This is a genomic window from Pseudomonas sp. BN415 (genome assembly GCF_029871195.1).
Classification (GTDB): domain Bacteria; phylum Pseudomonadota; class Gammaproteobacteria; order Pseudomonadales; family Pseudomonadaceae; genus Metapseudomonas; species Metapseudomonas resinovorans.
In genome coordinates this window covers 110,693-133,371 of the sequence record NZ_SSOK01000063.1, presented here as the reverse complement: position 1 = coordinate 133,371, position 22,679 = coordinate 110,693, and the positions used below count along the sequence as shown (strand labels likewise).

The following is a 22,679-nucleotide window of genomic DNA, read 5'->3' as shown; positions in this document are numbered from 1 at the left end:
AACGGACTATGAATATCGGCTTCATCGGACTCGGCAACATGGGCGGCCCCATGGCCCTCAACCTGGCAAAGGCCGGCCACCGGCTGCACGTCTTCGACCTGTCGCAACTGGCGGTGGCGCAACTGGTGGAGGCCGGCGCCCGCGCCGTTGACTCCCCCGCCGCCGTGGCCCGCGCGGGCGTCGACGTCATCATCACCATGCTGCCGGCGGCGCAGCATGTGAAAACCGTCTACCTCGGCGAAGACGGCCTGCTGGCCAACGTGGCCAAGGGCGTGCTGCTGATCGACAGCTCCACCATCGACCCGCACAGCGCCCGCGAAGTGGCCGCCGCCGCCCGCAAGCAGGGCAACCCCATGCTCGATGCACCGGTTTCCGGCGGCACTGGTGGCGCGGCGGCCGGCACCCTGACCTTCATGGTCGGTGGCGAAGCGGCGGACTTCGACCGTGCCCATCCGGTGCTCTGCGCCATGGGCCGCAACATCGTCCACTGCGGTGACACGGGCAACGGCCAGGTGGCCAAAGTGGCGAACAACATGCTGCTGGGCATCTCCATGATCGGCGTCGCCGAAGCCATGTCCCTGGGCGTGTCCCTGGGGATGGACGCCAAGGTGCTGGCCGGCATCCTCAACACCTCCAGCGGCCGGTGCTGGAGCTCGGAAATCAACAACCCCTTCCCCGGCGTGCTGGAAAACGCCCCTGCCTCGCGCGGCTACAGCGGTGGCTTCGGCAGCGACCTGATGCTCAAAGACCTCGGCCTGGCCACCGAAGCCGCACGCCAGGCGCGCCAACCGGTGATCCTCGGCGCGTTGGCGCAGCAGCTCTACCAGAGCTTCAGCCTGCAGGGCCACGGCGGCCTGGACTTCTCCGCCATCATCAAACTCTACCGGCAGGACGGCTGAACAGCCGTCCGGGAGCATCACGATGCAGGATTTCGAACTCTCCGAAGAGCAGCGGATGATCCGCGACATGGCGCGGGATTTCGCCCGCGCCGAGGTGGCGCCCCGCGCGCAGGCCTGGGAAAAGGCCGGCTGGATCGATGATGAGCTGGTGCAGCAGATGGGCGAGCTGGGCCTGCTCGGCATGGTGGTGCCGGAGGCATGGGGCGGCACCTATATCGACTACGTGGCCTATGCCCTGGCGGTGGAGGAAATCTCTGCCGGCGACGGCGCCCTCGGCGCGCTGATGAGCATCCACAACTCGGTCGGTTGCGGCCCCATCCTCAACTACGGCAGCGAGGCCCAGAAAGACCGCTGGCTGCCGGAACTGGCCAGTGGCACCGCCATCGGCTGTTTCTGCCTCACCGAACCCCAGGCCGGCTCGGAGGCGCACAACCTGCGCACCCGTGCCGAACTGCAAGACGGCCAGTGGGTAATCAATGGCGCCAAGCAATTCGTCAGCAATGGCAAGCGTGCCAGGCTCGCCATCGTCTTCGCGGTGACCGATCCGGAACTGGGCAAGCGAGGCCTGTCCGCCTTCCTGGTGCCGACCGACACCCCCGGGTTCAACGTCGACCGCAGCGAGCACAAGATGGGTATCAAGGCCTCGGACACCTGCGCCGTGACCCTGAGCGACTGCCGCATTCCCGCGGAAAACCTGCTGGGCCAACGCGGCAAGGGCCTGGCCATCGCCCTGTCGAACCTGGAGGGCGGCCGCGTCGGCATCGCCGCCCAGGCCCTCGGCATTGCCCGTGCGGCCTTTGAAGCAGCCTTGGGCTATGCGCGGGAGCGGGTGCAGTTCGGCAAGCCGATCATCGAACACCAGAGCATCGGCAACCTGCTCGCGGACATGCAGACCCGCCTGAATGCCGCGCGCCTGATGATCCTCCACGCCGCACGCCTTAAGAGCGCCGGCCTGCCCTGCCTGTCGGAAGCCTCCCAGGCCAAGCTGTTCGCCTCGGAGATCGCCGAGCAAGTGTGCTCCAGCGCCATCCAGATCCACGGTGGCTACGGCTACCTGGAGGATTACCCGGTGGAGAAGTACTACCGGGACGCGCGCATCACGCAAATCTACGAAGGGTCGAGCGAGGTCCAGCGATTGCTGATTGCACGGGAGCTGGCGAACTACACGCTTTGATCGGCACGTTGGGGCGAACCTGCGGTCCGCTTGGCGAATGAATTCGCGATATCTGCATTAGCTAGTGCGAGCGATTTACCAGCGGGCCAAGAGCCTTGTAGGAGCTGGCTTGCCGGCGAAAAGGAGCCATTCGCTGGCGGGCAATGCAGCGGTGGCCAGAAAGCCAGAGCGCGAAGCCAGGCTGTTACGCATTTAGCGTTGGGAAGGAAGTGCTGTGCCGACCAGTACCAGCGCGTCCTGCTGCCCTATGGCAGCAGCTACTTCGGAGAACTGACTGCTGCGTAGGATGGGTAGAGCGGAGCGAAACCCATGCTGCCGGAGTTGATGGGTTTCGCAGGCTCTACCCATCCTACGGATACCTCTTCGCGGTGATCGAATTAACGGCTGAACCCCCCTTTTCGCTGCCATTGCCTATGGTTTAAGTACCAGCAGCCGAGATATCGCGATGTACGAGCCCATCAACGCAGTAGTGATCATGGGTGTTGCCGGTAGCGGGAAGTCCGCCGTGGCCCGGGCGCTGGAGATGCGCAGCGGGGCGCGGCTGATCGAGGGGGATGCCTTCCACCCCGACCGCAACATCCAGAAGATGAGCACTGGCCAGCCCTTGACCGACAAGGATCGCGCCAGTTGGCTGCATGCGCTCGAGAAACAGCTGCGCCAGACCTACCGCGCTGGCGAACATCCCATCCTCACGTGCTCGGCGCTCAAGCGCAGCTACCGCGATGGCCTGCGCCACGCCATACCGGCGCTGGGTTTTGCCTACCTGCAACTCTCCCCCACCGCCGCGGCCGAGCGCATGGCGCAGCGCCGGGGGCACTTCATGCAGGTGAGCCTGCTGGACAGCCAATTCGCCGACCTGGAAGAGCCGCTGGACGAACCCCTTACCCTGATCCTCGACGGCACCCTGTCCGTGGGCGAGCTGGCCAGCGCCATCCACCAGTGGTGGCAGCACCACGCGCCGGCCTGAGCCCACCCCGTTTGTGGGAGCGATTTCAATCGCGAATGAATTCGCCCCCACAGAAAAGCGCCCGGTGCGTGGCGTGGCCGGCGCAATTTCTTATCGGGCGGCGGTAAACCGCTTCAACGTGAGTCCGGGTGGATCAACGAGCGGTACTGCCCCGGCGTGGAGCCGGTCCATTTCTTGAAGGCCTTGTAGAAGGCGCTGGTGTCGGCGAACCCCAGTTCGAAGGCCAGCTCGGTGAAATTGCCTTCACCGTTGTCCAGCCGGGCGATGGCGAGGTCGCGCCGCACCTGGTCCTTCAGCCCCTGGTAGGACTGACCCTCCAGGGCCAGCTTGCGGCGCAGGGTGGACGGTGCCATGTAGAAGTGGCTGGACAGCGCCTCCACATCGGGCCAGCGCTCGGGCTTGATGCTGCGCAGGTAGGCGCGGATGCGCGCCGCCAGGCTCTGCGGGTCGCGGTAGCGCACCAGGATGTTCGCCGGCAGCCCGCCAAGGAAGCGCTTGAGGTCGCGGTTGCTGCGACGCACCGGCAGCTCCAGGCAATCGGCATTGAACAGCAGGCGGCTCTGGGGACGGGAGAAGCGCAGGTTGGTACTGAACATCACCCGGTAGTCCTCGATGTAGTCCGGCACCGCGCAGCGCAGGTCGACACCGAGGATAGGAATACGCCGCCCGGCCAGCCAGCACAGCAAGCCGTGAATCATCAACCACAGGGTGAAGTAGCTGAAGGCCCGGCCTTGTTGGCCTTCTGGCTCTTCAAGGGTGATTTCCGCCAGGCCGCCACGCCGCTCCAGGCGTGGCGAAAGGCCGTCGAAGATGAGTTCGAGAAAGCGCAGCGACAGGTCCAGGGCCGCCCCCACGGTAGGTTCCTTCACGGCAGCGCGGGTCATGTAGGCGAAGCTGCCGGATTTCATGCGGCGCGGGTTCATGCCGAAGAACTCGTCGTCCATGGTCCGTGCGATCAGCAGCCACAGCGCTCCATAGAGTTGCGACGACACCCGTCCATAGGGCTTGGCCAGCAGCTCGGCGGGAATGCCGGCCTGGGTCAGCAGCCCCGAATCATCAAAGCCCCGCTGGCGCAGTTCCAGCAGGGCTTCGTGGACAAGGCGGACGGAGATGGTGCCTTTCTCGGCGGACGTGCCTGTCATGGTCTCCCTTGGTGTTGATTTCCGGCGATGCGGCATTGTAGGGGCTTTACCTGTGGGGGCGAATTCATTCGCCCCCACAAAAGAGCGAAGAGCTGTGCCCTACCGAATCGCCGTCACCTTGTCGTCCTTCGTCGGCGTCAGCTCCTCGATGCTGATCTCGCGCATGCGGAATTTCTGGATCTTGCCGGTCACGGTCATTGGGAAGGCATCCACGAAGCGGAAGAAGCGCGGCACCTTGAAGTGGGCGATGCGTTCCTTGGCCCAGGCGCGCAGCTCGTCTTCGGTGGCGGTGTGACCGGGGTGGAACTTGATCCAGGCAACGATTTCCTCGCCGTACTTGCTGCAGGGAATGCCGATCACCTGCACATCGGCCACCGCCGGGTGGGTGAAGAAGAATTCTTCCAGCTCTCGCGGGTAAACGTTCTCGCCGCCACGAATGATCATGTCCTTGCTGCGGCCAACGATGCAGACGTAACCGTTCTCGTCCATGGAGGCGAGGTCGCCGGTGTGCATCCAGCGGCCCGGATCGATGGAATCGGTGGTGGCCTGCGGGTTGTTCCAGTAGCCCAGCATCACGCTGTAGCCACGGGTGCACAGCTCGCCGATGGTGCCGCGCGGGACGATCTTGCCCTCGGCGTCGACGATCTTGCTTTCCAGGTGCGGCTGGGTGCGGCCGACGGTGGTCACGCGCAGTTCCAGTTCGTCGTCCGGGCCGGTCTGCAGGGACACCGGGCTGGTTTCGGTCATGCCGTAGGCGATCTGCACTTCGCTCATGTGCATCTCATTGATGACCCGGCGCATCACCTCGATCGGGCAGGTAGCGCCAGCCATGATGCCGGTGCGCAGGCTCGATAGATCGAACTCGCCGCGCTGCGGATGATCCAGCTCGGCGATGAACATGGTGGGCACGCCGTAGAGGGCGGTGGCCTTTTCTTCCGCCACGGCACGCAGGGTGGTCAGCGGGTCGAAGGTGTCACCCGGGTAGATCATGGTGGAGCCGTGGGTCACGCAGCCCAGGTTGCCCATCACCATGCCGAAGCAGTGGTACAGCGGCACCGGGATGACCAGGCGATCCTGCTCGGTAAGGCCGAGGCTCTCGCCGACCATGTAGCCGTTGTTGAGGATGTTGTAGTGGCTGAGGGTGGCGCCCTTCGGGAAGCCGGTGGTGCCGGAGGTGTACTGGATGTTGATCGGGTCATCGAACTGCAGGCTGGCCTGACGCTCGGCCAGGGCTTGGTCACTCACCTCGCCCGCCTTCTGCTGAAGGGCGGCCCAGGGCAGGAATGCAGACGGTGGGTTGGCGGCCAGGCTGACCACGCCGCGCAGTTCCGGCAGGCGCTCGCAATTGAGGCTGCCCGGCTCGGCGGCGGCCAGCTCGGGCACCAGGCCGAGGAACATGGCGTGGTAATCGGACGTCTTGAAAGCATCGGCGCAGATCACCCAGCGGCAGCCGGATTGCTTGAGCGCGTACTCCAATTCACTGCTGCGGTAGGCCGGGTTGATGTTGACCAGGATGGCGCCGATCTTGGCGCTGGCGAACTGTGTGATGCACCACTCGGCGCAGTTGGGCGCCCAGATCCCCAGGCGGTCGCCGCTGTTCAGGCCCAGGGCGAGCAAGGCACGGGCATGGCGTTCCACCGCCTCGGCCAATTCCTGCCAGCTGTAGCGCAGGCCCTGATGCCTGACCACCAGCGCCTCGCGCTCGGGAAACTTGGCAACCGTGGCATCGAATGCCGCGCCTATGGTCATGGCGAGCAGGTCCTTGTCCTGCCGCCCCCGGGTATAGCTCTGGTGATTCATGGCTTTCCCTTCTTGTCTTTGTACTGGGATACAGCTGTGAATGACGTAGTCGGCTTTATTTACCTTTACGTAAACGGAAAGGTAAATAAAGCCTGTTTTGCTGTCTAGTGACCCATTGGTCGGATATGGGTTCGGTTGTCAGGTGGCCGGTGGTCGGCCTCCCTGTCCTGGTTGAACGCCCTGTGGGGGCGAATTCATTCGCGATGCAGGACGCAGTCCTGCCATCAAGGTCGATGGGGCAGCTGCGCTGCCCTTAGCGACTGAAGTCGCCCCCACAAGGAGAGCCGGCAAGCCGCCCTGCCCTTACCTTACAAACACCTGCGTCGTGGTGATCGACATGTCCCCACCCGGCAACTTGATGTTCTTGATCTTCTCCAGGCTGTCCGGATCGAACACCGCGATGTCGTTGAAGGTGCCGGCCAGGTACAGCTTGCTGCCCTTGGTGTTGAAGGCGATGCAGTAGTAGGAGTGATCCAGGTTGGCCGCCTTGATCAGCTTCTGCTCCTTGATGTCGTACTTGGCCAGGCGGTTGAGCACGCCGAACATCTGGTTCGGGTCTTTCGGCGAGCGCAGGCCGGTGAAGTACAGCTCGGTCAAGGGTGCGAAGTCCTGCACGGTGGCCTTGCCGGTCTTCAGGTCGATGCTGACGTAGCCGTAGATGAAGTCAGCAGTGGCCAGGTCCTGCTTTTCATCCTTGAACTTGGCGGTGGTGTAGAGCATCGAGAACTCGTGGTACGGCGTCTGGTGCGGCCAGAAGTACAGCACGTCCGGTGCACTGTAGTTCGGGCGCTGCCAGTTGCGGCCGGGCACGGCCACTTCGTACTTGCCGGTTTTCACATCCATCTTGTAGATGTCCGGCCCGGCGACGAACAGCGAGCCATCATCGGCGGCGCGCATCAGGTAGACCTGGCGCGGCATCGGGAAGCTGCGCACGGGCTTGGCGTCCAGGCCGTCGCTGGTGCGGAAGACCTCCAGGCGCGGCTGCTTGACCACGTAGTGGTCGTTCATCACCTGGGTCGGGTTGACCGTGGTGTAGAGCTCCTTGCCATCGGGGCTGAGCGCGAAGGAGAACATCGAGCGCACCTTTTCGCCCGGATTGCGCGACAGCTTGGCGTGGAACACGGTCTTGCAGCCGTCCAGGTCGATGCCGTACAGGTCACCGAAGTGGTTGTTGAGGATGAACGCGGTCTTGTTGTCCGGCGCCATCATCGCGGTGCCAGGCCCGAAGGCGTCTGGCAGGCGGCAGGTCTTGTAGAGGCTATCGGTGGCGAGATCCACCACGTGCAGGTTGTTCGGGTAGTTGGTGGCGATCATGTATTCATGACCGGCCTTCAGCGCAGGACCCGCCTCATCTGCGGCCCAGGCACTGGTGCCCAGTGCGAGTCCGGCGACAGCGGTCGCCAGGCTGGCGATGGCGTTGAGCTTCATACGGTTTCCCCTCTTGTTCTTGTCGCCGGTCATTTGTCTTTCGGGAATACGGTGCCGAGGTTGCGCCAATCCTCTTGCGAATTGGTCGCCTGGGCGTTCCAGTCCTGGTAGGTGCTCATCATGTCGGGCACCTGGGCCGGCCACCAGCAAGGGTCGGAGCAGCCGTAGAGGTCCGCTTCCATTGGCTGGCAGAGCGAGGCGACGCCACCGAAGGCATCCACTTCCCAGCCCGGATCGGTGGTGGCGGTACAACCGGCCACCGCACTCATGGCCATGACTTCTTCGATGCGATCTTCGGCTGCGGCTTTTTCGAGCATTTGCGCTTTGTTGTTGAGCGGCTTCAGATGTTTCATGTCAGTGCGCCTTCCGCGGGGAGATGTAGCTGCTGATGAAGGCCGGATTGACGGCCATGATGCGGCTGTAGACTTCGATGCCGAAGTCCACCCAGTCGCGCATCAGCTCGCAGTAGTGATAGGTCGGGTGAGTGGGGTCGCCGTAGCGGGCGTAGCTCTCGTGATAGCAGCCGCCGGAGCACAGGTTGCGGATGCGGCAGGTGTCGCAGCCGGTGCCGGTGCGGTCCAGGCGCTGGGAGAGGAAGTCGTTGAGCTCGGCCTGCTTCACCCCGCTGTGCACGTTGCCGAAGGTCGGCAGGCTGGAGCCGGTGAAACGGTGGCAGAGGTTCAGCTCGCCCTTGTGGTCCACCGCCAGCATCTTCAGGCCGGCACCGCAGGGCAGCGCCTTCTTGTGGCCTTCATGGATGTCGGTGATCAGCTGGTGCAGGTTGGAGAAGCCGATGTTGCGGTGCTCCAGCGCCGCCTCCAGGTAGCGACGGCCCAGGGCCTTCATGTTGGCGAAGACTTCCACCAGTTCTTCGCTGGTCAGGTTGAAGTTCGCCATGTCGCCGGAGGTGACCGGCGCAAAGCCGACTTCGGCGAAACCCAGCTCGTTGAACAGGTGGTTCCAGATGGTCTCGACGTCGGTGATGCCACGGGTCAGGGTGACCCGCGCGCCCACCGGACGGCTGCGGTAGCGCGACAGCAGCAGGTCCACCTTGCGCCGGACCACGTCGTAGGTGCCCTGCCCGCCCACGGTGATGCGGTTGCGGTCGTGCACGGTCTTGGGCCCGTCGATGCTCACCGACAGCCCGAAGCGGTGGGCGTTGAGGTAGTCGATGATCTCTTCGGTGAGCAGCGTGGCGTTGGTGGTCATGATGAACTCCACCTGCTTGCCTTCCTCCGCGAAACGCCGCTCGCAGTAGTCCACCATGTGCTCGATCAGCGGGCGGTTGGACAGCGGCTCACCGCCGAAGAAGACCACGCTGTAGCGCTCCTCGTCGGGCGACTCCTTGAGCAGCATTTCCACCGAAGCCTCGGCGGTTTCCGCGCCCATCTTCTTGCCGGCCGACGGCTTGTCCAGGTCTTCCTTGTAGCAGTAGGTGCAGCTCAGGTTGCAGCCGGTGTTGACGTTCAGCACCACGGTGTTGAGCGCGGTGCGCTCCACCTTGCTGATGCCGATTTCCGGCGTCAGCGGCGAGCCGTCGCTGACCACTTCCAGCGCGATCAGCTCGCGCAAGGTTTCATCGATGTCCTGTCCAGCGAAACGCCCGGCCAGGCGTTGCACCAGATCCTCGGACGAGCAGCTCTGCTGGCGCAGCGCGTCGATGATGCCACCGGTGATTTCGTCGGTGGCGAACAGCGAACTGCTCGGGATGTGGAACAGCATGCGGTCGGCATCCACTCGCACTTCGTGCAGGTTGCGTTCGACCAGATTCAAGATTGCGCCCATGGCGACCTCCCGGAAATTTGCCCAATCGTCGTTGCGAATCCGGGCGGGACGACCCCGCCCGAGCCGCTGCCGGCTACGGCAACGGCGGGTTGTTCCAGCGCTGTACGGTGACGATCAAGTGGCCTTCACCCTTCTGGCCGCCCTCTTCCAGCTCGGCGATCACCTTCAGGTTGCCGGCGTTGTTGGTCATCATCTTGCGTTCCGGGTTCGGGCCGGCGCCGCCAGGGATGAATACGCCGTCCTTCTGCATCACGCCGGCGAACTTCACGTCCTCGTCCTCCTTGGCGCGCTCGTCGAAGGGCTCCACCGACCATTTCGCCGGCAGGTAGCCAATGCGGTAAGGCTTGCCGTCGGCGCCCTTGCCCCAGGCCTCGGCCTCGAAGCGGCCCTGCACCTTGGGCGTGGAGCCACCGTTCTCACCCACGCGGGCGATGGAGAACTCAGGCACCACTTTCACTTCGGCGATGTCCTTGTAGACGGCCAGCTCGACGCCATTGAGCTTGCCCAGTGCCACGCTGCGCACGCCCGGTGCCGCATCGGCTGCGGCCCTGACCTTGACGCGAAGCTGCTTCGGTGTGACTTCCAGCACCTTCACCACTTCGACACCGGCACCCAGGTCCGGAGTACCCGAAAGGCCACTGCCCACCAGGGTCAGTTCCGCTTCGCTGCCAGCCTTGATGAAGGCGGGCTGCACGGCCAGCAGCTTGGCACTGCCTTCCTTGGCGGCGCTGAAGTCCAGGCCACGCTCGTCATGCTCGGCCTCGAACATGCGACCTTTCATCTCGCCGTTCAGGGCAGCGAATACCTGGCGCAGGTTGGTCTCGCCAACCTTCACGTTGCCGCGCCACTCGTAGCCGTTGTAGAGGATGGCCGAGCCACTGCCGTTGAACGGCGTGCCATCGGCGTACTGGCCTTTCACCTCGACCTTGAAGGTGTCGCCTTCATCGGCGGTCACGGTCATCACGCCGCGCACATCGCCCTTGGTCAGCATGTGGCCGCTGAAGCTCCACTGGCCTGGTAGGCTGTCCGCCTTGGGCTTGGCCTTCTGCCAATCGGCCCAGGCCTTGTTCTCCAGCGGGAAGCGCTTGGCCAGGTCCGGCACGGTTTCCTTGAGGGCGATTTCCAGCCAGTCGCGGTCGCGGGACTGGGCCTGGTATTCGAGGGACGGCCACTGGCCGAGGTGGAAGTTGACCAGGTGCTCCCACTCTTTGGCGGGGCGACGCTGCAGGGCGACCCGGGCGCCGGAGTGGCAACGGCCGCACATCTGGCTGAGGTGGTCGTCAAAGGTCTCGACCGTATTCAGCCTGCGCTCCATGGCGTAGCGCACGCCTTCGGTTTCGCTCGGTGCCAGGCCTTGCTTGTCGGCCAGGTACTTGACCAGGGTGCGGCGGTCATCGTCGCTGATCTTGAGGCCGTGCATCACCTGCATGCGCGCGATGCTCATCAGCCAGCCCTCGGGGGTCTTGCGCTGGTGACTGATACGGCTGAAAGAGTCGTTGCCTTCGGGGATATGGCAACCCACGCACTTGGACTTGAGGATGGCTTCGCCGCCCTCCGCTGCATGGGCCTGGGCGAACATCAGGGACGCCATGGCCAGTGCCAGGGAGCCCGCGTGTTGCCGGAGTCGAGTCGTCTTCAAGGTCAGACCTCCACGGTGTTGTTCTTATGGTTTGCACCCCTTGGGCCGCAGGTGCATCTGTCACGGCAAATACATAATGTGTGCCATACCGATGAAAGTCCTTTTATAACAACGCTTTAGCCGCAAAACACAGGCTTGGCGGGGATGCTGGCCATGGGCCCCGGCGTCTAATTTCGCGACAGACTGTTCCAGCCTGAGACGGGGCCGCGCAGCGCCTTCTAAAGGTAGACGCTGCGACTGTTCCAGGCCTGTCTCAGCCCGTCTCAAACTGCAACAGGGGGCAATCCGACGGGAAACCGCACCTCTTGAATAAATCCTTATGAATCATTGCCTTATGCACGATCAACGGCATTGGCATGGGGGTTGCGAAAGCCGGGTACAACTTCAATGAACAGAGGCTTACCTCCATGCTTGTCGACCTGCCCGTCCTTCCCCAGACCCAAGCCTTCCTCAACCGCAAGCTGAAGATGCTGATCGGCGCAGAGTGGCAGGACGCCGCCAGCGGCAACACCATGAGCTTCCGCAATCCGGCCACCGGGGAAGTCCTGGGTGACGTGCCCTCCGCCACCGCCGAGGACGTCGACCGTGCCGTACAGGCCGCCCGCCAGGCTTTCGATGATTCCACCTGGAGCCGCATGCGCCCCCGCGAGCGCCAGAACCTGCTGTGGCGCCTGGCCGACCTGATGGAGCGTGACGCCCAGGAACTGGCGGAGCTGGAATGCCTGAACAACGGCAAGAGCGCCGTCGTGGCCAAGGTCATGGACGTGCAGCTGGCCATCGACTTCCTCCGCTACATGGCCGGCTGGGCCACCAAGATCGAAGGCACCACTGTCGATGTGTCCATGCCGCTGATGCCGGACGACCAGTTCCACGGTTTCATCCGCCGCGAGGCCGTGGGTGTGGTCGGCGCCATCGTTGCCTGGAACTTCCCGCTGCTGCTGGCCTGCTGGAAACTCGGCCCGGCGCTGGCCACCGGCTGCACCGTGATCCTGAAACCCGCCGACGAGACCCCGCTCACCGCCCTCAAACTGGCCGAACTCGTGCTGGAGGCCGGCTACCCGGCCGGGGTGTTCAACGTCATCACCGGCACCGGCCTGAATGCCGGCGTCGCCCTCACCCGCCATCCGGGCGTGGACAAGCTGACCTTCACCGGCTCCACCGAAGTGGGCAAGCAGATCGGCAAGGCGGCCATGGATAACATGACCCGCGTGACCCTGGAGCTGGGCGGCAAGTCCCCGACCATCGTCATGCCCGACGCCAACCTGCAGGAAGCCGCCGCCGGCGCCGCCACCGCGATCTTCTTCAACCAGGGCCAGGTGTGCTGCGCCGGCTCGCGTCTCTATGTGCATCGCAAGCACTTCGACAACGTGGTGGCCGACATCGCCGGCATCGCCAATGGCATGAAGCTGGGCAATGGCCTGGACCCGAGCGTGCAGATGGGCCCGCTGATCTCCGCCAAGCAGCAGGACCGCGTCACCGGCTACATCAACCTCGGCCGCGAACTGGGCGCCACCATTGCCTGCGGCGGTGAAGGCTTCGGCCCCGGCTACTTCGTCAAGCCGACCGTGATCGTCGACGTCGACCAGCAGCACCGCCTGGTGCAGGAAGAAATCTTCGGCCCGGTGCTGGTCGCCATGCCCTTCGACGACATCGACGAGGTGGTGCGCATGGCCAACGACAACCCCTACGGCCTGGGCGCCAGCATCTGGTCCAACGACCTTTCGGCCGTACACCGGATGGTGCCGCGCATCAAATCCGGCTCGGTCTGGGTCAACTGCCACAGCGCCCTGGACCCGGCCCTGCCCTTCGGCGGCTACAAGCTCTCCGGCGTCGGCCGCGAGATGGGTGCAGCAGCCATCGAGCACTACACCGAGCTGAAGTCGGTGCTGATCAAGCTGTAAACGTGAAAGCCGGCTCGCCATGCGCACGCCGCTCTGTAGCCCGGATGAAATCCGGGGAATGGCCCAACGCCGCTCCCGGATTGCATCCGGGCTACTTTCTGATCAAGCTCTAAAACCGAGCCACGCACGCGCTTTATGCAGGAACCCATTGCGGGGTTGGTGGGGATCGGTGCACACGCGTCATTCAGACAACCACTGCAGTCATTAGGACCGCAGTCATAATGACTGCACACCGATTAATCCGTCGATTCTCAATGACTTAAATCCTGGCACAGAAAATGACTCGCTCCCTTCGACATAAACCACACTCGAAGGGAACCCCCATGAAAATCCCCAGCGTCACCCTGTGCCTTGCCCTGCTCTGCTCCCCCGCCGCGTTCGCCGCGGAGGTTGTTTCGCAAGTCCCTGACACCACCGTCGGCAAGGCCACCGGCGGCATGACTGGCTTAATGCTTGGCGCCATTGGCGGCCCGCTGGGCGCGGTGGCCGGTGCGGTCGTGGGTTATTTCGGTGGCGGCACCGCCCAGGCATCCAGTGGCCTCGCCGAGCCGGCCTATCTGGTGAAGATGGGTGACGGCTCGGTGCGGCGCTTCCGCACGCCCGGCCAGCGCTTCCAGCCTGGCGACAAGGTTGAAGTGGATGGCATTCGTCTGAGGCGCCAGGATAGCTGAGAGGGCCCGCCGGCCCTTCGGGGCCGGCAGGAATCAGTAGCGCTCGAAGCCGCGCTGCAATTCCCAGTCGGTGATGCGCCGGTCGTATTCCTTCTGCTCCCACTCGGCGGTGTGCACGTAGTGGTCAATCACTTCGTCGCCGAACGCCTTGCGCAGCATGGCCGAACCCTTAAGTGCGGCAGTGGCTTCGCGCAGGGTCTTGTCGACCTCCGGCAGCCGGTCGTTCATGTAGGCGTCGCCCTCGAAAGGTGCACCCAGTTCGAGCTGCTCATCGATGCCCGCCAGGCCTGCGGCGATCAGCGCCGCAAAGGCGAGGTAGGGGTTGAGGTCGGCGCCGCCGATGCGGCACTCGATGCGCACCGACTTGCTGCCCTCGGCGCAAAGGCGGAAGCCGGCGGTACGGTTGTCGCGGCTCCACGCCGCGCGGGTCGGCGCGAAGGTGCCGGCCTGGAAGCGCTTGTAGGAGTTGATGTACGGCGCCAGGAAATAGGTGAACTCGCTGGCGTACTTGAGCTGCCCCGCCACCCAGCCGCGCATCAGCTTCGACATGCCGAACTCGTCCTTGGCATCGAAGAACAGCGGCTTCTTGCCCTTCTTGTCCCAGAGCGAGCTGTGGATGTGGCAACTGGAGCCAGCCAGGTCATAGCGCCATTTGGACATGAAGGTGATCGACTTGCCCTGCTGGTAGGCGATTTCCTTGCAGGCGTGCTTGATGATGACGTGGCGGTCGGCCATGGCCAGGGCTTCGGCATAGCGGACGTTGATCTCTTCCTGGCCCGGCCCCCACTCCCCTTTCGAGTTCTCCACCGGCACCCCGCACGCCTGCAGGTGCTTGCGGATGGCGCGCAACACCGGTTCCTCACGCGTGGTCTGGAGGATGTTGTAGTCCTCGATGTAGTGCGCGGCCGTCTTCGGATGGCTGTAGTTGCGTTTGTGGATGGCGTCGTAGCTCTCGTCGAAGAGATAGAACTCCAGCTCTGAGGCGAACATGCCGACGTAGCCGCGCTCAGCCAGTCGTGCCACCTGCTTCTTCAGAATGGCCCGAGGACTGTGGGGCAGGTCTTCGCGATGGTGATGGTCGAGCACGTCGCAGAGCACAAGGGCCGTGCCTTCCAGCCAGGGCACCCGGCGCAGGGTGCTCATGTCGGGCTTGAGCACGAAGTCGCCATAACCCTTGCTCCAGCTCGCAGCGGCATAGCCCGGCACCGGCTCCATGTCGATGTCGTCCGCCAGCAGGTAATTGCAGCAGTGGGTTTCTTCATAGGCACTGTCGACGAAGAATTCAGCCTGGAAGCGCTTGCCAACCAATCGTCCCTGCATGTCCACCATGCAGGCCAGCACCGTGTCGATCTCGCCGCTGGCAACGGCTTGCTTGAGTTCGTCGAAGCTGAGGAGTGGTTCGCTCATCTGGCTGTCCTTCGATTGGGGGACTGCCGAAAGCTTAGTTCAGGAATGGAAAGTGCAAGACTTACCCGCACCAGGACGGTGCGAACGGCGTAGATCGGGGAATTTGCGGGGGTTTTGCCGTATCGAGACACCCAATTGCAGGACCGATCCGTGGGGGCGATTTCAATCCCAAGCAGGACGAAGTCCTGCCATTCGATCCCTCGGGGCAGCGGCGCTGCCCTTAGCGAATGAATTCGCCCCCACAGGAAAGCGACCCCTTTCGGACACCACAAAAAAACCGGCAGACGTGAAGGCGTCTGCCGGAAATCGAGGGTTTGGGTCAGTGCGAGATGCAGACCGATTTCAGCTCGGTGTACGCCTCGATCACTGCACGGCCGAATTCGCGGCCCATGCCGGATTGCTTCACGCCGCCGAAGGGCATGTTCGGGTCCAGCAGCACGTGGGCGTTGACCCAGACGGTGCCGGCCTCGATGCGCGGGACCAGGTTCATCGCCTTGGACAGGTCATTGGTCCAGAGGCTGGCTGCCAGACCGTAGACGCTGTCATTGGCCAGCTCGATCATGGCGTCCTCATCGGTGAAGGGGATCACCGACAGCACCGGGCCGAAGACTTCCTCGCGGGCCACGGTCATCTCGTGGTTCACGTCGGCCAGTACGGTGGGCTGGACGAAGAAGCCCTCGCCTTCCAGGCGCTCGCCGCCGGCCACCACGCGGGCGCCTTCCTGGCGGGCCAGGTCGATGTGCTTGAGCACATTCTGCTGCTGCTTGAACGACACCAGTGGGTTGATCGCCGCGTTCTGGTCCATGCCCGGGCCGATGGACAGGCCCTTCACCGCAGCGGAGAGACCCTGGACGAATTCCTCGTAGATGGACTGGTGCACGTAGAAGCGCGAGGCCGCGGCGCACACCTGGCCGTTGTTCAGCAGGCCGCCGAGCAGAGCGCCCTGCACCGCCTTCTCGACGTCGGCATCTGCCAGCAGGATCATCGGGTTCTTGCCACCCAGTTCCAGGGCGAAGCGGGTCATGTTCTCCATGCAGGCCACGCCGACGCTCTTGCCCACGGCGGTGGAACCGGTGAAGGACACCTTGCTGATCAGCGGGTGCGAAGCCAGGGCGTTGCCCACGGTGCTGCCGCCGCCGGTGACGACGTTGAACACGCCGGCCGGAATGCCCGCCTCGAAGGCCAGTTCGGCCAGGCGCAGGGCGGTCAGCGGAGTTTCGCTGGCGGGCTTGATGACCACGGTGCAGCCGGTGGCGAGCGCCGGCATTGCCTTCCAGGTGGTGATCATCAGCGGGAAGTTCCACGGCACGATGCCGGCGACCACGCCCACTGGCTCACGACGAGCGAAGGCAGTAAAACGGGAGCCCGGCGGGATCGGGATGGACACGTCCATGGTCTGGCCTTCGATCTTGGTCGCCCAACCGGCCATGTAGCGCATGAACTCGACGGTGGCGCCAACATCCAGCATGCGCGACATGTTGATCGATTTGCCCTGGCTCAGGGTTTCCAGCTGGGCCAGTTCTTCCGCGTGTTCTTCCACCAGGGCGGCGAAACGCAGCAGGATGCGTTCGCGGTCGGCCGGACGCAGGCCGGACCAGACGCGGGATTTGAACGCCTTGTGGGCAGACTGCACGGCACGATCCAGGTACTCCAGCGGCACGTCCGGCACGTGGGAGATGGCTTCGCCAGTGGCAGGGTTCAGCACCGGGGTCATCGGCCCTTCCGGCAGTACCCACTGGCCGTCGATGAAGCAGCCGTGGCGGCGCTCCAGGAATGCCGCCACCTGCGGCAGGATTTCAACCTTGCTCATGCTCGATCCTCTTCATCCGTGGGCCGGGCGCCTGCCCGGCGCCGTCATTTCTGTGCGCCCGGGAAGCAGCCGACCGCGCGATAATCGTCGGCGCTGGCCATTCCGGCATAGGGCATGTAGGTACCGGCGACGAAGCCCTTGTGCACGTGGGCAGGCGCGCAGTCCGCCGCCAGCGGCAGAACAACAGACAACAGCCCCGTCTTGCGTTTGTGCATCAACATCACCACCTCGTTCGCTCACAGGCCTGCCCCGCTGGGTCGCAAGGACTCGAACGGAAACAGGGCCGATGCCCGGATTCTCGGTGCTGACGGGATTCGAGGTTTTTTTATCTGTGCCAGTCGTGTTGGCAGGGCTGCCAGGTGTTGGCGGCAGGGGGCGCACTTGTGGGGGCGAATTCATTCGCAAAGCAGGACGCAGTCCTGCCCTGGGATCTCTCAGGGGGCAGCTGCGCCGCCCGTGGAGATTGAAATCGCGCCTACAGGGTTAACCCCCTAAAGGAACGCTCAGCCCTGGCTGTACTGCTTGCGGTACTCGCTGGGCGACACACCGAAACGCGCCTTGAAGGCGGTGGAGAAGTAGCTGGAATCGGTGAAGCCCCAGGCGTAGCCAAGCGCCGAGAGCTTCTGCTCGCCGGTGGCGTGACGCAGGCTTTCGGCGCAGAAGTCCAGACGGCGGTTCTTGATGTACTGCGCCACCACCAGGCCCTTCTTGGCGAACATACGGTAGAGGCCACGCACCGACACACCCACTTCACGGGCGATGGTTTCCGGGCAGAGCTCTTCGGCGCAGATGTTCTCGTCGATGAAGCGCAGGGTCTTGCGGAACAGGCGCTCGTGGGAGTCCGGTTCCACCTCGGCGCAGGTCAGGGCCGGACGCAGCAGGCTGACCATCGCTTCCAGGGTGGCTTCGCTCTCGGGCAGGCTGAGGCTGCCCTGGTGGGTGGATTCGATAATCAGCCGGTTCGCCAGCACCGCCACCGGAGAACTGGCGGGGATGCGCTGGGCGCAACGCACGCCGGAGAAGCGCAGCCCCTGCTCGACCACGTGGCGCGGCACGATCAGCGACAGCTGGCGGGAATTCTCGTGGTAGACGAAGTCGCTGGGCTGGGTGGAATCGATCAGGGTGATGTCGCCGGGCGCGAGCTCGATGCTGTTACCGCCCTGCTCCATGCCCGCGCGACCCGCCAGCTGGAACGCCAGGTAGAAGTGCTTGCCGTCGCTCTGGGCCACTTCCTTCGGGGTGCGGAAGAGGCGCGCCTGGGCCACGTCCACGAAGCTCAGCTTGATGGCGCCGGCCTTGTGCTCGCGGATGGCACCGGAAAACTCCGAACCCAGCAGCTTGGCGCCGAAGCGCCCGCAGACCTGGTTGATACCTTGCAGCCACTCGTCGAAGTGGTCTGCCCTCAGTGTTTCTGCACTCATCATGGCTTTCTCAGCCTCACGCTAGGCGTTGTTCTTGTCATTATCCGGCCAGGCCGGGTTCACCTCGTCCGTGACTGCCGCCCCCTGGGCGGCTGCTTTACCTCAATCCACCGAATCGCTGATAGAAGCTCTCTCCAGCGTCAGGCAACGGACCATCCGCGGTTTCCAGCGCCGCGTTCAGCCATTCCTCTGCCTTGGCAAAGATGAGTCGGTAGATATTGCGGCACAGCTGGCGCGCCGCGCGGCCTTCCCAATCGCCCGGAAGGAGTTCATCGGGCAGTTGCGGGTCACGCAGCAGCAATTTGCGGTATTCATGGATCAGCAAGGTTCGGGCCACAAAGCAGTCGGCCGGTTGCAGGTTCTCCTGCTCGCGCAAGGCTTGCCAGAGCGGGCGGAACAGCTGGATGAATTCGCTGTAGTGCGTGCCCAGCTCGTCGATGTTCCAGCTCTCACGAACCTGCATGCGCAAGGCCTTGGAGGCCAGCACGTCCTGGGAACGGGTTTCGAAAATGATGCTGTCTTCAAGGGCATCCAACTCCTGCAGGGTCGCGGTCAGGTCCACCCGGTCACAACGCGGGTTAGCCAGCACGGTGGGCGAAATCGCACCAAAACCTTGCCACTCCAGCTCTTCGCGCACCTGCTTGCGCTTGTCCTGGGGCAATTGCGAGAGCACCACCAGCGACCAGGCGCCATCCCAGGCCGGCACATTGGAGCTGTAGACCCGCTTGAAGGCCTTCTCGAACCGCCGCCGGCCTGTGCCGGTCAGGCTGTAGTAGCTGCGCCGGCCAACCTTTTCGGCACTCAGCCAGCCTTCCTTGGTCAGGCGGAAGATGGACGTGCGGATCAGACGTTCATTGATGCCCATGGGCTCCAGCAACTGGATCAGGCTGCCCAGCCAGACAGTCCCGCCGTGGGGCTCGATGGCATCGCCGTAGAGGGTGATGATCAGCGAGCTGGCACGAATGGGCGTCTGCTGCTGGAAGCGGGTGACGAGTTGATCCAAGGGCACGAGCGAAGTCATGGGCATTCTGGAAACGGAAAAGATGCCGAATATACCCGCAGGCTTATCGGCATGACCATCGGGGAACACCCCCGGTGTGCGAAGACCGCCCTCATTGCGACGAAGTGCCTTTCGGACGCAAGCCACGGTCGGCGATACGCGGCCGCTCGGACTCCATCTCGGCCAGTGGCTCGCAGGCCACCAAACTCTCCAGACAACGCTTGGCCAGCAGCTGGTATTCGAGGGTTCCCGCCTGCTTCCACGCCACCTCTTCATCGCTGAGGCTGCGCTTGACCTGCGCCGGTGCGCCCATCACCAGGGACTGCGCCTCGCAGCTGAAGCCGGCCTTGACGAAGGCGGTAGCCGAAACGAAGGAGCGCGCGCCGATCTGCGCGCCGTCCATCACCACCGCATTCATCCCCACCAGTGCGTCCTCGCCGATGCGGCAGCCGTGCAGCACAGCACCGTGGCCGATGTGGCCATTGCGCTCGACCACCGTGTCGCTGTCGGGAAAGCCGTGCATTACGCAGGTGTCCTGGATGTTGGCGCCCTCCTCCAGGACGATCCGGCCGAAGTCGCCGCGCAGGCTGGCCAGCGGGCCGACGTAGCAGCCCGGGCCGATGATTACATCGCCGATCAGCACGGCGCTGGGATGCACGTAGGCGGTGGGGTGTACCACCGGGGTCACACCATCAAGGCTGTAGCATGTCATCGGACGCTCCTTCTTCTTATTTGCCGTGGCGGCGGCTCTGCACGGTGACGAAACGACGGGAAACGAAGGCGCCATCGGTGATAGAGGCGTTGGCCGCCGGATTGCCGCCGCTGGCGTGGAAGTCGCTGAAGGCCGCGGACTGGTTGACGAACACGCCGCCATCGAAGTTGACCGACAGCGCCACCGCGACCTCCTGGGACAACTGCTCGGCCTGATCCAGAACGGCCTCGTCGGTGGAATACACACCCAGGGTCAGGGCGCCCTTCTCGGCGATCACCTCCCCCGCCAGGCGCAGGCTGTGCGCGGTGTCGTCGGTTGCTATGACAAAGGCGATCGGACCGAAGCGCTCCTCGGAATAGGCTTCGCGGTCAGCGGCGTCCACCTTCAGCAGCAGCGGTGTGTGGATGCGCGCGCCGGTGAACTGCGGATGTTCGCGGGCTTCGCTGTCCAGCAGCACCTCGCCTAGCTCTCGACAGGCCTGGATACGTTGGGCGGTGGCCTCGGACTGGATGGCGCCGATCACCGCACAGGCGCGCTCGTTGTCGGCGAGGAAACTGCGAACGGCACCCGCGAGGTTCTGGGCGACCTCATCGAAGCTCAATTGCTCGTCACCGTTGCGGATGCCGCCGCGCGGTACGTAGATGGCCTGGGTGGTGGTGCACATCTGGCCGGAGTAAAGACTGAGGGAGAAGGCCAGGTTGCGCGCCACGGCCTTGATGTCGCGCACGCTGTCGATGATCACGCTGTTGATGCCGGCCTTCTCAGTGAACACCTGGGCCTGGCGGGCATTGTCTTCCAGCCAGTTGCCGAAGGCATTGGAACCGGTGAAGTCCACCAGTTTCACGCGCGGGTCCAGGGCCAGGCGCTGGCTTACTGGCGCTTGCGGGGTATCCACCACCAGGCTGACCAGCGCCGGATCGAAGCCCAACTCCGCCAGTACGTCCTGGGCGACCTTGACGCTCATGGCCACCGGCAGGATCGCGCCGGGGTGTGCCTTGACCAGCACCGGGTTGCCGGTGGCCAGGCTGGCGAACAGACCGGGGTAGGTGTTCCAGGTAGGGAATGTCGAGCAGGCGATCACCAGCGACAGGCCACGCGGAACAATGTGCCAGCGCTTGTCCAGCACCAGCGGGTCCTGCTTGCCCTGGGGCTTGGTCCAGCGCGCTGCTTGCGGCACCTCGGCCATGGCGCGCCAGGCATAGGCCAGCACCTCCAGGCCACGGTCCTGCGCGTGGGGGCCGCCGGCCTGGAAAGCCATCATGTAGGCCTGGCCGCTGGTGTGCATCACCGCATGGGCCAGGGTCGGGCTCAGCGCGTTGAGGCGCTGGAGGATCTCCAGGCAGGCCCCCACCCGCGCGTTTGGGCCTGCATCGCGCCAGGCCGGCAGCGCCGCCTGCATACGCGCCAGCAGCGCGTCCGCGTCGTACTGGTCGTAAGTCACACCCAGGTCGAAGCCATAGGGCGAACGCTCGGCGCCGGCTCGACCCACCGGCTGCGGGCCGACCAGGGTGAAGTGCTGGCCGAGCAGTGCCTCGAAGGCCGCCTGGGCGCCCTTCACCGCCTCTTCCGGGTACTGCTTGAGGCTTTCCGGGAAGGGCGACCAGTAGCCGCGCTCGCTGATTGCCTGGACGGCTCGCTCGAGGGTGCCACGGTGGTGCTCGAACAACTCGAGAGCGGCGGCGCGGGCGGTGGTCGACATGGGAGAACTCCTCAACAAACAGGTGAAGCCACAAGGTGGCGCAAAGCGATTCGCTCGATGTCGAATTTTGTATCACATCAATCATAAACATAAAAGCGCAGCTATCTGTATCAGATGACGACCGGTCATCGGCACGTTCGACAAGACCACAAGCATCCACGCACGCCTCAAAAATCGGCACTCCAGAGATAACTCCTGCCCCTGGCTTTCTCGCCTTTGGTAGTAAAGACATCCATCATGAGACACATAAATAATATCTACACTTCTTGTTTTGTATCGCTTTGTGGTTATACTCCGGCCAAAGTCGCCCTGCCCTCAGCGGGGTCGATACAGGAAGGGGCCCACCCCGAACCCACTAATAAAAGCGGCTGACAACGGCCGTGCGTGCACCTGAGGAAGAGTCGACATGCCTCGTACCCTTGCTGTCCTGCCGCCCGAGCAGGGTGTCCGCCTGATCACCTTGCAGCGCCCCGAAGCGCTCAACGCGCTCAACACTGAGCTGTTGGGTGAACTGGCCGCCGAACTGGATGCCGCCGAGCAGGACGCCGAGACCCGCGTCGTGGTCATCACCGGCAGCCGCAAGGCCTTTGCCGCCGGCGCCGACATCAAGGAAATGGCCGAGCGCAACCTGGTGGGCATCCTCAATGATCCACGCCTGGCCCACTGGCAGCGCATCACCCGTTTCAGCAAGCCGCTGATCGCCGCCATCAATGGCTTCTGCCTGGGCGGCGGCTGCGAGCTGGCCATGCATGCGGACATCCTCATTGCCGGCGAAGACGCGCGCTTCGGCCAGCCGGAAATCAACCTCGGGATCATGCCCGGCGCCGGTGGCACCCAGCGCTTGCTGCGTGCGGTCGGCAAATCCCTGGCCATGCAGATGGTGCTCACCGGTGAAGCCATCGATGCCCGTCACGCCCAGCGCGCTGGCCTGGTCAGCGAAGTGACCCAGCCCGAGTTCACCGTCGAGCGCGCCATCGCCATCGCCCGCGTCATCGCCCAGAAGGCGCCGCTGGCGGTGCGCCTGGCCAAGGAAGCGCTGCTGAAGGCCGAAGACACCGACCTCGCCAGCGGCCTGCGCTTCGAGCGCCACGCCTTCACCCTGCTGGCCGGCACCCGCGACCGCGACGAAGGCATCCGTGCCTTCCAGGAAAAGCGTCGCCCCGAATTCACCGGCCAGTAACCCCGGCCCCTGCCTGCCCCTTCGAACTCCGTAGAGCGCCCAAA

Annotated in this window: 19 protein-coding genes; 6 read left to right on the top strand and 13 right to left on the bottom strand. The window is 64.2% G+C overall.

Going from position 1 to position 22,679, the window contains the following annotated elements; translation table 11 throughout:
- Window positions 1–8 precede the first annotated feature (8 nt).
- The 3 genes from mmsB to E8F20_RS21480 all read left to right on the top strand — a co-directional run bounded on the left by mmsB (window position 9) and on the right by E8F20_RS21480 (window position 3,040).
- Window positions 9–899: a 3-hydroxyisobutyrate dehydrogenase gene (gene mmsB, locus E8F20_RS21490; RefSeq protein WP_028630202.1), complete on the top strand. Its 891-nt coding sequence runs from the start codon at window positions 9–11 to the stop codon at window positions 897–899.
- Window positions 900–921: 22 nt separating this feature from the next.
- Window positions 922–2,073, top strand: a complete 1,152-nt coding sequence (locus E8F20_RS21485) for an acyl-CoA dehydrogenase family protein (RefSeq protein ID WP_280285553.1) — start codon at window positions 922–924, stop codon at window positions 2,071–2,073.
- A gap of 445 nt (window positions 2,074–2,518) precedes the next feature.
- On the top strand, window positions 2,519–3,040 hold the full coding sequence (locus E8F20_RS21480) for a gluconokinase (RefSeq protein ID WP_280285552.1): 522 nt from the start codon (window positions 2,519–2,521) through the stop codon (window positions 3,038–3,040).
- Window positions 3,041–3,153: 113 nt separating this feature from the next.
- Here E8F20_RS21480 and E8F20_RS21475 read toward each other — a convergent pair whose 3' ends face one another.
- The 6 genes from E8F20_RS21475 to peaA form a co-directional block, all read right to left on the bottom strand.
- Entirely contained in the window at window positions 3,154–4,182 is a 1,029-nt protein-coding gene (locus E8F20_RS21475; RefSeq protein WP_280285551.1) for an AraC family transcriptional regulator, read from the bottom strand.
- 99 nt (window positions 4,183–4,281) lie between these two features.
- Complete coding sequence (locus E8F20_RS21470) at window positions 4,282–5,982, bottom strand: AMP-binding protein (protein ID WP_280285550.1); 1,701 nt, start codon at window positions 5,980–5,982, stop codon at window positions 4,282–4,284.
- 303 nt (window positions 5,983–6,285) lie between these two features.
- Entirely contained in the window at window positions 6,286–7,410 is a 1,125-nt protein-coding gene (gene peaD / locus E8F20_RS21465; RefSeq protein WP_280285549.1) for a quinohemoprotein amine dehydrogenase subunit beta, read from the bottom strand.
- A gap of 29 nt (window positions 7,411–7,439) precedes the next feature.
- The gene (gene qhpC / locus E8F20_RS21460; RefSeq protein ID WP_028627367.1) at window positions 7,440–7,763 is read right to left on the bottom strand and encodes a quinohemoprotein amine dehydrogenase subunit gamma; all 324 of its coding nucleotides are present in this window, start codon (window positions 7,761–7,763) and stop codon (window positions 7,440–7,442) included.
- A 1-nt stretch (window position 7,764) separates the two neighbouring features.
- Window positions 7,765–9,195, bottom strand: coding sequence for a quinohemoprotein amine dehydrogenase maturation protein (gene peaB, locus E8F20_RS21455; RefSeq protein ID WP_280285548.1), 1,431 nt, complete (start codon window positions 9,193–9,195; stop codon window positions 7,765–7,767).
- A gap of 73 nt (window positions 9,196–9,268) precedes the next feature.
- Window positions 9,269–10,786 carry a quinohemoprotein amine dehydrogenase subunit alpha gene (peaA, locus tag E8F20_RS21450; protein WP_280285656.1) on the bottom strand — a complete coding sequence of 506 codons (1,518 nt, stop codon included), beginning with the start codon at window positions 10,784–10,786 and terminating at the stop codon, window positions 9,269–9,271.
- A gap of 455 nt (window positions 10,787–11,241) precedes the next feature.
- Between peaA and E8F20_RS21445 the strand changes: the two genes are divergently transcribed.
- Window positions 11,242–12,735, top strand: a complete 1,494-nt coding sequence (locus E8F20_RS21445) for an aldehyde dehydrogenase family protein (protein WP_280285547.1) — start codon at window positions 11,242–11,244, stop codon at window positions 12,733–12,735.
- Window positions 12,736–13,058: 323 nt separating this feature from the next.
- Window positions 13,059–13,406 carry a hypothetical protein gene (locus E8F20_RS21440; RefSeq protein ID WP_280285546.1) on the top strand — a complete coding sequence of 116 codons (348 nt, stop codon included), beginning with the start codon at window positions 13,059–13,061 and terminating at the stop codon, window positions 13,404–13,406.
- Window positions 13,407–13,439: 33 nt separating this feature from the next.
- On the opposite strand, the gene E8F20_RS21435 is transcribed toward E8F20_RS21440, so the two are convergent.
- The 7 genes from E8F20_RS21435 to paaN form a co-directional block, all read right to left on the bottom strand.
- Window positions 13,440–14,813 (bottom strand): glutamine synthetase family protein, encoded by a 1,374-nt coding sequence (locus E8F20_RS21435; protein ID WP_280285545.1) that lies wholly within the window; start codon window positions 14,811–14,813, stop codon window positions 13,440–13,442.
- A 319-nt stretch (window positions 14,814–15,132) separates the two neighbouring features.
- Window positions 15,133–16,623, bottom strand: a complete 1,491-nt coding sequence (locus E8F20_RS21430; RefSeq protein ID WP_280285544.1) for an aldehyde dehydrogenase family protein — start codon at window positions 16,621–16,623, stop codon at window positions 15,133–15,135.
- Between the two features lie 44 nt (window positions 16,624–16,667).
- A complete protein-coding gene (locus E8F20_RS21425) occupies window positions 16,668–16,844 on the bottom strand; it encodes a hypothetical protein (RefSeq protein ID WP_280285543.1) in 177 nt (58 codons plus the stop codon).
- 282 nt (window positions 16,845–17,126) lie between these two features.
- Window positions 17,127–18,047, bottom strand: a complete 921-nt coding sequence (gene feaR, locus E8F20_RS21420) for a transcriptional regulator FeaR (protein ID WP_280285542.1) — start codon at window positions 18,045–18,047, stop codon at window positions 17,127–17,129.
- Window positions 18,048–18,141: 94 nt separating this feature from the next.
- The gene (gene paaX, locus E8F20_RS21415) at window positions 18,142–19,065 is read right to left on the bottom strand and encodes a phenylacetic acid degradation operon negative regulatory protein PaaX (protein ID WP_137821510.1); all 924 of its coding nucleotides are present in this window, start codon (window positions 19,063–19,065) and stop codon (window positions 18,142–18,144) included.
- Between the two features lie 91 nt (window positions 19,066–19,156).
- The gene (gene paaY / locus E8F20_RS21410) at window positions 19,157–19,756 is read right to left on the bottom strand and encodes a phenylacetic acid degradation protein PaaY (protein ID WP_280285541.1); all 600 of its coding nucleotides are present in this window, start codon (window positions 19,754–19,756) and stop codon (window positions 19,157–19,159) included.
- A gap of 16 nt (window positions 19,757–19,772) precedes the next feature.
- A complete protein-coding gene (paaN, locus tag E8F20_RS21405) occupies window positions 19,773–21,455 on the bottom strand; it encodes a phenylacetic acid degradation protein PaaN (protein ID WP_280285540.1) in 1,683 nt (560 codons plus the stop codon).
- Window positions 21,456–21,861: 406 nt separating this feature from the next.
- Here paaN and paaF point away from each other — a divergent pair, with 406 nt between their 5' ends.
- Entirely contained in the window at window positions 21,862–22,635 is a 774-nt protein-coding gene (gene paaF, locus E8F20_RS21400) for a 2,3-dehydroadipyl-CoA hydratase PaaF (RefSeq protein ID WP_280285539.1), read from the top strand.
- Window positions 22,636–22,679: the final 44 nt, after the last annotated feature.